The following is a 12,016-nucleotide window of genomic DNA, read 5'->3' as shown; positions in this document are numbered from 1 at the left end:
CGCGCCGGCCGTCATGGCACCCGGCAGGGGGTTCCGGCCGGGTCGGGGCGCCGCGGCCGATACCGTGGGGCCGTGAGCAGCAGCATGCCGGCGCCCGGCGTCGTCATGCCGATCGGCGGGGCCGAGGACAAGGTCGGCCGGATGACGATCCTCCGGGACGTCGTGCGGCTGGCCGGCGGCCCGTCGGCCCGGATGGTGGTGCTGTCCACGGCATCGTCGCTCGGCGACGAGATCACCCACGCCTACCTGCGGCTGTTCGCCGAGCTGGGCGTGGCGGACGTGGCGGGCATCCGCCCGGAGTCCCGCGCCCAGGCCGCCGACCCGGCGGTGGTGGCCGCGGTGCAGCGGGCGGACGCCGTGTTCATGACCGGGGGCAACCAGACCAAGCTGGCGACGCTGGTGGTGGGCACCCCGCTCGGCGAGGCCCTGGTGGCGGCGCACCGGCGGGGTGCGCTGGTCGCCGGCACCTCCGCCGGCGCGAGCATCTGCTCCGAGCACATGGTCTCGTTCGGCAGCGGCGGGTCCACCCCGAAGTTCCGGGTGGGCCAGGTGTCGCAGGGACTGGGCTTGCTGCGCGGCGTCATCGTCGACCAGCACTTCACCCAGCGGAACCGGTTTGGCCGGCTGCTCGCGCTGGTCGCCGCCAACCCGGACCAGCTCGGCGTCGGCGTCGACGAGGACACCGCCGCGGTGATCACCCCGGACGGCCGGATGACGGTGCGCGGGCGCGGCGTGGTGACCGTCGTCGACGGCTCCCACGTGGTGACGACCGCCTACACGGCCACCGGCACCCAGCCGCTGATGATGAGCGACCTGCGGCTGCACACCCTGCCCCGCGGGGCGGTGTTCGACCTCGCGACCCGCACGCTGGTGTGGGCCCCCGGCCTGCCGGACACCTCGGAGCCGCCCTCGGTGCTGACCCCGGCGGACCTGCCCGACGCCGAGCTGCCCACCCCGCGCCGGATCGCGGTCGAGGGCGCGCACGAGACGACCGCCGAACTGCGTCGCCGGCCCGCATCCCGCTGACCCCGCCCGCCGGCGATGATCGCCAGGGTCCGGCGCACGCGACCGCCGGCGGCGGGGGACAATCGCCCGGCCCGCCCCGCTCCCGACAAGAGGCCCGCCGATGACCGATGTGCCCGCCACCGACGCCGTACCTGCCGCATCCCGGGAGGTCGTCGTCCGCGAGTCCAGGGTGTACCGCGGCCCGAACTACTGGTCCTACGAGCCGGCCGTGCACTTCGTCGTCGACATCGGCGGCCTGGAGGACACGCCCACCGACCGACTGCCCGGCTTCACCGAGATGCTGCTCGCCGCACTGCCCGGGCTGCAGGACCACCAGTGCTCGCGGGGCCGGGACGGCGGCTTCGTGGAGCGGTTGCACGAGGGCACCTGGGCGGGGCACGTCACCGAGCACGTGGCGCTCGAGCTCCAGCGCACGGCGGGGCACGAGATCACCCGCGGCAAGACCCGCTCCACCGGCGAGCGCGGCGTCTACCACGTCATCTTCGGCTACCTGGACGAGACCGTCGGGACGATGGCCGGGCGGTTGGCGGTGCGCCTGGTCAACGCCCTGGTCGCCGAGTCGGACCGGACGCCGCCGCCGGAACCGGATTTCGACTTCCGCGCCGAGCACGAGGCCTTTCTGCGGACGAGCCAGCGGGTCGCCTTCGGGCCGTCCACGCAGGCCATCCTGGACGAGGCCATCGCCCGCGACATCCCGTGGCAGCGGCTGAACTCGGCGTCACTGGTGCAGCTCGGCCACGGCGTGCACCAGCAGCGCATCCGGGCCACGATGACCTCGCAGACCTCGTCGCTGGCGGTGGACATCGCGTCGGACAAGGAGCTGACCAACCGGCTGCTGGCGGCCGCGGGGCTCCCGGTCCCGGCGTCGGACGTGGTGCGGACGGCCGACGACGCCGTCCGGGTGGCCCGCCGCATCGGTTACCCCGTCGTGGTGAAACCGTTGGACGGCAACCACGGTCGCGGTGTGGCGATCAACCTCACGACGCCGGAGGCGGTCCGTGCGGCATTCACCGTCGCCTACGACGAGTCCCGCCGAGGCCACGTGCTGGTGGAGTCGTTCATCACCGGCCGGGACTACCGGGTGCTGGTCGTCGGCGGCAACATGGTGGCCATCGCCGAGCGGGTGCCGGCTCACGTCCTCGGCGACGGCACCAGCACCGTCGCGGAGCTGGTCGAGGCGACCAACGCGGACCCGCGTCGGGGCGTCGGGCACGAGAAGGTGCTCACCCGCATCGCCGTCGACGACGCCGCGGTGGCGCTGGTCCGGGAGCAGGGGTACGCCATGACCGACGTGCCGCCGCGCGGCGAGATGGTGAAACTGGCGCTCACCGGCAACATGTCGACCGGCGGCATCTCGATCGACCGCACCTTCGAGGCGCACCCGGACAACGTCGACATCGCCGAGGAAGCGGCCAGGGTCGTCGGGCTGGACATCGCCGGCATCGACTTCCTCTGCCCGGACATCACCCAGCCGGTGCGCGAGACCGGCGGCGGGATCTGCGAGGTCAACGCGGCCCCCGGCTTCCGGATGCACTCGCACCCGACCGTCGGCGAACCGCAGTACGTCGCGAAACCCGTGGTGGACCTCCTGTTCCCGCCGGGGACGCCGGCGCGGATCCCGATCGTCGCGGTGACCGGGACGAACGGCAAGACGACGACCACCCGGATGATCGGGCACATCTTCAAGGGCATGGGCCGCAAGGTCGGCATGACCTCCACCGACGGCGTCGTGATCGACGACCGGCTGGTCATCCGCGCCGACGCGTCCGGCCCCAAGTCGGCCCGGATGGTGCTGCAGAACCCCCGGGTGGACTTCGCCGTCTTCGAGGTCGCCCGCGGCGGGATCCTGCGGGAGGGGTTGGGGTACAGCCGCAACGACGTCGCCGTGGTGCTCAACGTCGCCCCGGACCACCTGGGCCTGCGCGGCATCGACACCGTCGAGCAGCTGGCCAGGGTCAAGCAGGTGATCGTGGAAGCGGTGCCGCGCAACGGTGCCGCCGTGCTCAACGCCGACGACCCGCTGGTGGCGGGCATGCGCCGGGTCTGCGCCGGCGAGGTCGTGTGGTTCTCGCTGGACCCGGACAACCGGATGATCTCCGACCACTGCCGGCGGGGCGGCAAGGCGGTGGTGCTGGAACGCGGCGAGCTGGGCGAGCTGGTGGTGCTGGTGCACGGCCGCCGCCGGATGCCGCTGGCCTATACCCACCTGCTGCCGGCCACCTTCAACGGCAAGGCCCGGTTCAACGTGCAGAACGCCATGGCCGCGGCCGGCGCGGCGTACTGCGCCGGCGCCCACCTGCACGACATCCGGGCCGGCCTGCGATCTTTCACGCCGAGCTACTACCAGGCGCCGGGTCGGATGAACCTGACCGAGGTGCACGGGGTCAAGGTGGTCGTGGACTACTGCCACAACGCGCCGGCGATGGTGGCGCTCGGCGACTTCGTCGACCGCTACTTCGACGACGTGGGCCCGATCGAGCGGCCGCAGCGGATCGGCGTCATCGCCACCGCCGGCGACCGGCGCGACCAGGACATGCGGGACCTGGGCCGGGAGGCGGCCCGCCACTTCGACGTCATGGTGGTGCGGGAGGACCTGCGGCTGCGCGGCCGGCAGCCGGGGGAGACGGCCGCGCTGATCGTCGAGGGCGCCCGGGAGGCGCAGCAGGCCGGGCGCCGGCTCAAGGAGATCGACGTCGTGCTGGACGAGATCGACGCCACCCGGTCGGCCGTCGAGCGGGCCAACTCCGGTGACCTGGTGGTGCTCTGCGTCGACCGGGCCCGCGCGGTCTGGGACGAGCTGCAGCGCCTGGGCACGGTGGCCCAGGCCGGCGCCGCCGCCGACTTCGAGGAGCCGTAGCGGATGCGCGGCCGCCCCGGCCGGATCAGCGATCGCGCCGCGACCGCTGCGGCCGGGTGACCAGCGAGACGACGACCAGCAGCGCCAGCGAGCCCAGCACGGCGACGCCGAAGCTGGGCCAGTCCCACCCGAACGTCCACGGCCGGTGTGCGGCGAGCCGGTAGACGAAGCCGCCCAGGACGGCGCCCAGGATGCCGGTGACCACCGTGGTCAGGCACCCGCGCCGGCCGTCGCGGACGACGAGGTTGGCGACCCACCCGGCCAGCGCGCCGAAGACGATCCAGCCGATCCAGCTCACCGCGGGTCGCCGTCCTCCACGGCGCCGGCGCGGCCGGCGGTCCGGCCCGAGGGCAGCGGCCCGCCGCCGATCTCCGGGGCAGCGGTGTCGGTCTCGGCCGGCCGGTCCGGGCCGCCGTGCACGGTCGGGATCCCTGCGGCGGCGCCTGCGGTGCTTGCTGCGTCGGCGCCGTCGGTGCGTTGCTCGGCCCGCGCCCTGGCCAGGTCGGACACCGCGGCCAGTGCGGTCGACGGGGCGGCCCCGCGGCCCACCGCGACGCCCACCAGATAGGTGGTCAGCGGGCCGGCCACCCGGGTCACCCCGTGGGCGACGTCCCGCGTCAGGTCGAGCAACTCGTCGCGCAGCGCCGCGGGGATCTGCCCGGGCGGCAGGCTCAGCGCCGTCGCCGCGTCCTGCACCCAGTCGTCGAGCGTGCTCACCCGGCGAGCGTATCGACCCCGGCGGCCCGGCGCCGCCGGCGGCCGCGACGGTCAGCCCAGCAGCCACACCTCGACGTCGTCGCCGGCCTCGAGCCGGGTGACCGCCGGCGGGACGACGATCATCGCGTCGGCCCCGGCCAGCCAGCCCAGCAGGTGCGACCCCGGCCCGCCCCAGGGCGCCACCGTCCCGGTCACCGCGTCCAGCTGACCGCGCCGGAACTGGCGCTTGCCGGGCGGCGAGTCCAGGCCCGTGGACAGCGGCACCCGGACCACCGGCCGGGTCACGTCCGGGTGCCCCAGCGCGGCGCGGACGGCCGGGCGCAGGAACACCTCGAACGAGACGTAGGAGCTCACCGGGTTCCCGGGCAGGGTGACGACCGGCACCCGCCGCCCGCCCGGCGCGGCCAGCGTGCCGGCGCCCTGCGGCATCCCGGGCTGCATCGCGACCTTCGCGAACTCCACACCGGCGCCGGTCAGCGCGTCCTTGACCACCTCGTAGGCCCCGGCGGAGACCCCGCCCGAGGTGACGACCAGGTCGACCGGCCCGTCGTCGCCGGCCGGCCCGTCGCCGTGCGGGAGGTCCAGCGCGCGGTCCAGCGCGGCGCGGAACCGGTCCACGTCGTCGGTCACGAAGTGGGCGACCGTGGCCACACCGCCGGCCTCGGTGACCGCGGCGGCCAGCATGGCCGCGTTGGACTCGTAGATCTGCCCCGGTCCCAGGGGCCGGCCGGGCTCGACCAGTTCCGTCCCGGTGGACAGCAGCAGCACCCGCAACGGCCGCCGCACCGCGAGCTCGGCGTTGCCCAGCGCGGCCGCGACGCCGATCTGGGCCGCCCGGACCACCGTCCCGGCCCGCAGCACCACCGTCCCGGCGGTGACGTCCTCGCCGACCCGCCGCACGTGCACCCCGGGCGCGGGTGCCGCGTCGATCCGGACCCGGTCGACGCCCGCGTCGGTGCGCTCGACCGGGACCACGGTGTCCGCCCCGTCCGGCACGGGGGCGCCCGTCATGATCCGTGCCGCGGTGCCGGCGCGCAGTGGTGCGGTGTCCGTGCGGCCGGCCGGGATGTCCTGCGACACCGGCAGTGTCGCGGGCAGCGCCGCGAGATCCGCGGCACGGACGGCGTACCCGTCCATGGCCGAGTTGGCGAACGGCGGCAGGTCGATGGCGGCGACGAGATCCTCGGCCAGCACCCGGTCCAGGCAGCGGGCGAGCGGCAGCCGGACGGCCGGCGCCGGCGCGAGCAGCGCGGCCACCGCCGCGGCGTGCTCCTCGACGCTGCGCAGGCCCGACGGGCCCGTCACAGCCCGGCCGCCCGGCGCAGCAGCGCGTCGGCGCGGGCCAGCTCGGCGACCAGCTCCGCGGCGGTGCGCGGCCGCTCGACCAGACCGACGGCCTGGCCCGCCCAGACCGGTGCGAACGCCACGTCGCCGTCCGCCCTGGCCTTGGCCACCTGGTCGGCCAGCGCGGTCAGCGCCGGCGGCCGCGCCTCGAGCTCCTGCTCCCGGCCGGCCCAGGTCCGGGTGACCGCGTTGGTCAGCGCCCGCCCGCCGAACTCGGCCGGCCAGCCGGCGCCCTGCGCCAGGTCGAACACCCGGGTGTAGACGGTGTCCTCGAGGCCGGCCGCCAGCAGCGCCTCCCGAGCGGGCGCGGCCGTGGCGGCCTCCCGGCAGGTGGCGAAGGCCGTGCCCACCCAGGCCCCGGCGGCACCGGCGGCGACGACCGCTGCCACCCCGCGCGCGGTCCCGATGCCGCCCGCCGCCACCACCGGCGTGTCGACGTCGTCGAGCACGGCCTGCAGCAGCGGCAGGGTGGCGACCTGGTTGCGCCCGTGGCCGCCGGCCTCCGCGCCGCGGACGACCAGCAGGTCGACACCGATGGCGTCGGCGTCCCTGGCGTCGTCGAGCGTGCCGACCTGGGTGGCGACGGTGATGCCGGCATCGTGCAGCCCGGCGACCCAGTCGCTGAGCTCGCCGCCGTAGCTGACCGACACCAGGACCGGCCGCGCCGGCGCGAGCACCGCCAGCACCGCGTCGACGTCGGTGACCGCCCAGCCGAGCAGGCCGACGCCGAACGGGCGGCCGGCCGAGGCCACGACGTCCAGCTCGCGGGCGATCCAGTCCGGGTCGGTGCCGGGACCGGCGCCGACCATGCCCAGGGCGCCGGCCGCGCTCACCGCCCGGGCCAGGGCGCCGCCGGCGACGCCGCCCATGGGTGCGGAGATCACCGGGACGTCGATCTGGGCGTGCTCGGTCAACCAGGTCTGCATGTGCTCATCCTCCCGCCGCGGGAGCGGAGTCCGGCGGCGGGACGGGGACGGGTGGGACGACCGGGGCATCCGGTGCGTCCGGGAGCGCGCCGGCGGCCCGGCGGCGGGCGACCTCGGCGGCCGAGAGTTCCCGGCCGCCGCGGGCGGTGAGCTCCCGGGCCATCTCGGCGCGCTGCTCCAGCGCGCAGACCGCGACGGCCGACCCCGGCGGCAGGTCGTCGTCCAGCAGCACCCGCAGCGCGGTCAGCTCGTCGGCGTTCTCGCCGACGTCCAGCACGCCGGCCTCCGCCGCGCCGGCCCGCCAGAGCGCCTCCATCTCGCCCGGGCGGCGGCCCCGCAGGTACTTGTGGCGCGCGGCGACGACCAGCCGGTCGGCGGCCCGGGCGGCAAGAGCCCCCATGGCGTGCACCGCGTCGTCCGTCCGGTCCCCGGCCGTGCCGAGCACGGCGGCCAGCATGCCGCCGGGTCGGCGCAGCGCCGTGGCGACCTCGAGCAGCGACGCCAGCGACGCCTCGTTGTGCGCCAGGTCCAGGACGACCGCCGTGCCGCCGACCGCGTCGGGCTCGCTGTCGGTCCCGCTCCCGGCCGGCACGACATAGGCGTTGAGCCGGCCCGCGTTGTGGTCGGCGTCCGCGGCGAAGCTGGCCAGGCCGGCGCGGACGGCGTCGACCGGGACGTCGATCGCCAGCGCCGCCGCGACCGCGGCCAGGGTGTTCGACACGTTCACCCGCGAGGTGCCGGCCAGGGTCAGCTGGACCTGGTCGACCGGCAGGATCCGGAGCGGGTCCAGCCCGGTGCGCAGCACGACGATGTCGCCGTCCTCGACGGTCACCGCCCGCCCGCCGGCGGCCAGCGCCTCCGCCAGGTGCAGGTTGGCCGGGTCGGTGGAGTACAGCCACGGCCGCGCCCGCACCGCGGCGCGCATGCCGAGCACCAGGTCGTCGTCCGCGTTCAGCACCGCCCATCCCGTCGGCAGCGTCGACCGCGGGACGACGGCCTTGACCTCGGCGAGCTGCTCGAGGGTGTGCACGCCGAGCAGCCCGAGGTGGTCGGCGCTGATGTTGGTCACCACGGAGACGTCGTTGTGCGCGGTCCCCATGCCGCGCAGCAGGATGCCGCCGCGGGCGGTCTCCGTGACGGCCACCTGGACGCGGGGCTCGGCGAGCACGCGGGCGGCGCCGCCGGGCCCCGACCAGTCGCCGGTCTCCACCTCGACCCCGTCGATGACGATGCCGTCGGTGGACGACCAGCCGGGCACCCGGCCGCCGGTGCGGACCAGGTGGGCGATCAGCCGGGTGGTCGTGGTCTTGCCGTTGGTGCCGGTGACCGCGACGACCGGGATCCGCGGCCGCAGCGGCCGCACCGGCTCCCCGGGGTCGTGACCGGCGAGCCGGTCGGGGACGGCGCCGACGACCTCCGCCGCGGCGGCGCGCCGGGCGGTCAGCCCCGCCCAGGCCCGGGCCACCGCCGCGCCGAAGGCCTCCGCGGTGCCGCGGCGGCGGAACGGGTACGCGACGACGACCGTGTCGCCGTCCCCGGTGCGGGCGACGGCGGGGACCCGGCGGCCGATCGCCGCGGCCGCCCGGCGCACCAGCGCCGCGGCCAGCTCGGCCGCGGCGGCGGCCCGGGCCGGGGAGCCCGGCAGCCCGACGCTCGCGCCGCGCACCCGCAGGTCGCGCAGCCAGCCGAGCACCACCGCGGAGTCCGCCTGCAGGGCCGCGGAGGCGTCCAGGGTGAGTTTCACGGCAGGCCGGTCGAAGTACAGGTTGGGGCCCGTCAGCAGGCGCAGCTCGACCGGCTCCTCGTCGACCGGAGCGGGCACGGGACCGGGGCCGGACCCGGCCGGGTCGTCGGTGTCCGGAGACGTCGGCGGGACGGGACCCATGACGGGTCACCCTACGGGCGGGACCAGCGGCCCGGAGGCCCGGCGGGGTGCCGGCTCGGGAGCGGGCGCGGACCGCCGGACCACCGGCGACGCCGCGGCCCCCCGCCGGCCGTTCGGCCCTGTGGCTGCGGGCCGGGAACAGCGAGGGAGCGGCGCCGCACGGCCGGCGGCGGGTCGCCGGAGCGGGACGGCCGGCCGCGCGGTGCGCCCGCTCTACCCTGACGGGCGTGCCGGCCGACCGCCCCGTTCCCGACGCGGACCTGCGCGGACTGCGGCTGGGCAGGTACGACGTCGTCGACGTGCTGGGCCGCGGCGGCATGAGCGTGGTGTACCGGGCGACCGACAGCACCCTGGAACGGCCGGTGGCGCTCAAGGTGATGAGCGACGAGCTGTCCCGGGACGACGAGTTCCGCGCCCGCTTCGCCGAGGAGGCCCGCGCGGCGTCCGCCATCGACCACGTCAACGTCGTGCCGCTGTACGACTTCGGCGACGTCGACGGCCGGCTGTACATCGCCATGCGGCTGGTCGACGGCACCGACCTGGCCCGGGAGCTGGCTGGCGGGCCGCTGCCGGGACGACGGGCGCTCGCGCTGCTCGGCCAGGTCGGTGCCGCCCTCGACGTCCTGCACGAGCGCGGCCTGGTGCACCTGGACGTCAAGCCGGCGAACGTGCTGATCACCCGCAACGAGCGGCTGGGCACCGAGCACGTCTACCTGGCGGACTTCGGGCTGACCCGCCGCGGCGCGGGCGGGCACCGGACGGCCGCCGGCGACTTCCTCGGCTCGCCGACGTACGCCTCGCCGGAGCACCTGCGGGGCGAGGACATCGGGCCCGCCGCCGACGAGTACTCGCTGGCCTGCATGCTGTTCGCCGCGCTGGCCGGCCGACCGCCGTTCGTCGGCGACGTGCGGCAGGTGATCACCGGGCAGCTGTCCGGCCGGGTGCCGTCGCTGGCCGCGCTGTCCGGGCTGCCCTCCGCGGTGGACCGGGTGATCGCCCGCGGGATGGCCGGCGTGCCGCAGGCCCGCTACCCGTCCAGCGCGGACCTGCTGGCCGCGGCCCGCCGGGCGCTGTCCAGCTGGGACGACGAGCCCGCGGCGGACCGGTCCGCCGGGTCGCGGACGGCGGTGTCGACGGCCGGTGCTGCAGCGACGCCGATCTCCCGACCGGCCATGTCCCCGGCGTCCCCGGCGTCCCTTCGACCGGTCGAGGCCCCGTCGTCCCCGCCGCCCCGGGCGCCGTCGTCCGCCGGCGTCGCGCCGCCGCTCGACCAGGCACCGCCGGGCGGCGGTCCAGCGGTGTCCTGGTCGCCGATGTCGCGCGGGCCCGGCGTGCCCGGCATGCCCGGCCCGGCGGTCCGCCCGCCGGATCGGGGACCGGATCCGCACGGCGCGCCACCCGGCAACCGGCAGCCCGGCTCGTCGTCGCGCAGGCAGCCCGCTCCCGCCGAGGACCGGCGACCCGCTCGTTCCGGTGACCGGCCCGTCCCGCCTGGCGGACGGAAGGCCGCGGGCGGCCCCGGCACGTCGCCGGGCGGCTGGGCCGGCGGCCCGGGACCGGCCGCCGGACCGGCGCCCGGTCCAGCCCCGACCCGCGGTGGGCCGCCGTCCTGGGTCTGGTGGGCGCTGGCAGCGGCGCTGCTGGCCGTCGTGGTCGTCGTGCTGGTGGTCGTCGCCGGCCGCTGAGCGCACCGGACCTGCGCGCGGACCGATGGGCGGGCGATCGCCGCGCCGTCCGGGAGCCGGCCGGCTGCGGGCGGCCGCAGCGCCGGACCGGGATCCGGTCGCCGGTCGTGCGGACGGCGCGTGACCAGCGGGGACGTGGCGGCGGGCGGGCACCGTCGTCGCCCACCGGTGTTCCTTGCACTCGGCACCGGCGAGTGCTAAACCTTAATTGGCACTCGGGTAGACTGAGTGCCAGGTCGATCGGTGAGGACCAGCGACCCCGGCGCCCGGCGCCGGAGCGCGCGGTCCGTCCGTCGCGGGCGCCCGTCGGCCGTTCCACCTGCCGCTCTCACTGCGCACCGGCCCACCAGGGCCGGTCGGCGTAGGCGAAACTGGAGGACCAACACCCTATGGCCAAGCTGATCGCTTTCAACGAGGAAGCGCGTCGCGGCCTCGAGCGTGGGATGAACACCCTCGCCGACGCCGTCAAGGTGACGCTGGGGCCGCGCGGCCGCAACGTCGTCCTGGAGAAGAAGTGGGGCGCTCCCACCATCACCAACGATGGTGTGTCGATCGCCAAGGAGATCGAGCTCGACGACCCGTACGAGAAGATCGGGGCCGAGCTCGTCAAGGAAGTTGCCAAGAAGACCGACGACGTCGCCGGTGACGGCACCACCACGGCCACCGTGCTGGCCCAGGCGCTGGTCCGCGAGGGCCTGCGCAACGTGGCCGCCGGCGCCAACCCGCTGGGCCTGAAGCGCGGCATCGAGAAGGCCGTCGAGGCGATCTCGACGCAGCTGCTCGACGACGCCGTGGAGATCGAGACCAAGGAGCAGATCGCCGCCACCGCGTCGATCTCCGCCGCGGACTCCTCCATCGGCGAGCTCATCGCCGAGGCGATGGACAAGGTCGGCAAGGAAGGCGTCATCACCGTCGAGGAGAGCAACACCTTCGGGCTGGAGCTGGAGCTCACCGAGGGCATGCGCTTCGACAAGGGCTACACGTCGCTGTACTTCGCGACCGACCCGGAGCGCCAGGAGGCCGTCCTGGACGACGCCTACGTGCTGCTCTACGGCTCCAAGATCTCCGCGGTCAAGGACCTGCTGCCGATCCTCGAGAAGATCATGCAGTCGGGCAAGCCGCTGCTGATCATCGCCGAGGACGTCGAGGGCGAGGCGCTGGCGACCCTGGTCGTCAACAAGATCCGCGGCACCTTCAAGTCCGTCGCCGTCAAGGCCCCGGGCTTCGGTGACCGCCGCAAGGCCATGCTGCAGGACATCGCGATCCTGACCGGCGGCCAGGTCATCTCCGAGGACGTCGGGCTCAAGCTGGAGAACACCGACATCTCGCTGCTGGGCACCGCCCACAAGGTCATCGTCACCAAGGACGAGACGACCATCGTGGACGGCGGCGGCGACGCCGAGCAGATCGCCGGCCGGGTCGCCCAGATCCGCGCCGAGATCGAGAAGTCCGACTCGGACTACGACCGCGAGAAGCTGCAGGAGCGGCTGGCCAAGCTGGCCGGCGGCGTCGCGGTGATCAAGGCCGGTGCGGCCACCGAGGTGGAGCTCAAGGAGCGCAAGCACCGCATCGAGGA

At 75.8% G+C, this 12,016-nt stretch carries 9 protein-coding genes; 4 read left to right on the top strand and 5 right to left on the bottom strand.

Features of this window, described 5'->3' with window-relative positions; translation table 11 throughout:
* Positions 1–72: 72 nt before the first annotated feature.
* Both IEY37_RS21110 and cphA read left to right on the top strand, forming a co-directional pair.
* Complete coding sequence (locus IEY37_RS21110) at positions 73–1,026, top strand: cyanophycinase (RefSeq protein WP_229674741.1); 954 nt, start codon at positions 73–75, stop codon at positions 1,024–1,026.
* Positions 1,027–1,126: 100 nt separating this feature from the next.
* On the top strand, positions 1,127–3,883 hold the full coding sequence (cphA, locus tag IEY37_RS21105; protein ID WP_188944914.1) for a cyanophycin synthetase: 2,757 nt from the start codon (positions 1,127–1,129) through the stop codon (positions 3,881–3,883).
* 25 nt (positions 3,884–3,908) lie between these two features.
* Here the strand turns inward: cphA and IEY37_RS21100 are convergent, their stop codons facing one another.
* Genes IEY37_RS21100 through IEY37_RS21080 form a run of 5 tightly spaced genes read right to left on the bottom strand, consistent with a single transcriptional unit; the run spans position 3,909 to position 8,755 of the window.
* Complete coding sequence (locus tag IEY37_RS21100) at positions 3,909–4,181, bottom strand: GlsB/YeaQ/YmgE family stress response membrane protein (protein WP_188944913.1); 273 nt, start codon at positions 4,179–4,181, stop codon at positions 3,909–3,911.
* The gene (locus IEY37_RS21095) at positions 4,178–4,600 is read right to left on the bottom strand and encodes a DUF6457 domain-containing protein (protein ID WP_188944912.1); all 423 of its coding nucleotides are present in this window, start codon (positions 4,598–4,600) and stop codon (positions 4,178–4,180) included. The genes IEY37_RS21100 and IEY37_RS21095 overlap by 4 nt, the downstream gene beginning before the upstream one ends.
* Before the next feature lie 51 nt (positions 4,601–4,651).
* A complete protein-coding gene (gene moeA / locus IEY37_RS21090) occupies positions 4,652–5,905 on the bottom strand; it encodes a molybdopterin molybdotransferase MoeA (RefSeq protein ID WP_229674740.1) in 1,254 nt (417 codons plus the stop codon).
* Entirely contained in the window at positions 5,902–6,870 is a 969-nt protein-coding gene (locus IEY37_RS21085) for an NAD(P)H-dependent flavin oxidoreductase (protein ID WP_188944911.1), read from the bottom strand. The genes moeA and IEY37_RS21085 overlap by 4 nt, the downstream gene beginning before the upstream one ends.
* A gap of 4 nt (positions 6,871–6,874) precedes the next feature.
* Complete coding sequence (locus IEY37_RS21080) at positions 6,875–8,755, bottom strand: Mur ligase family protein (RefSeq protein WP_188944910.1); 1,881 nt, start codon at positions 8,753–8,755, stop codon at positions 6,875–6,877.
* A gap of 227 nt (positions 8,756–8,982) precedes the next feature.
* Here IEY37_RS21080 and IEY37_RS21075 point away from each other — a divergent pair, with 227 nt between their 5' ends.
* On the top strand, positions 8,983–10,440 hold the full coding sequence (locus IEY37_RS21075) for a serine/threonine-protein kinase (protein ID WP_229674739.1): 1,458 nt from the start codon (positions 8,983–8,985) through the stop codon (positions 10,438–10,440).
* Positions 10,441–10,829: 389 nt separating this feature from the next.
* Positions 10,830–12,016: chaperonin GroEL (gene groL, locus IEY37_RS21070; protein WP_188944909.1), on the top strand; the 1,187-nt coding region annotated here is incomplete at its 3' end.

The sequence above is a fragment of the Nakamurella endophytica genome, from assembly GCF_014646215.1.
GTDB classification, from domain to species: domain Bacteria; phylum Actinomycetota; class Actinomycetes; order Mycobacteriales; family Nakamurellaceae; genus Nakamurella; species Nakamurella endophytica.
The sequence above is the reverse complement of the archived record's forward strand: the minus strand, read 5'-3'. Positions and strand labels throughout refer to the sequence as shown.

Bases quoted from the DNA above. Each gene is read 5' to 3' on its own strand.
- cphA (WP_188944914.1), top strand. From the start codon at position 1,127: ATGACCGATGTGCCCGCCACCGACGCCGTACCTGCCGCATCCCGGGAG.
- IEY37_RS21085 (WP_188944911.1), bottom strand. From the start codon at position 6,870: ATGCAGACCTGGTTGACCGAGCACGCCCAGATCGACGTCCCGGTGATC.
- IEY37_RS21080 (WP_188944910.1), bottom strand. From the start codon at position 8,755: ATGGGTCCCGTCCCGCCGACGTCTCCGGACACCGACGACCCGGCCGGG.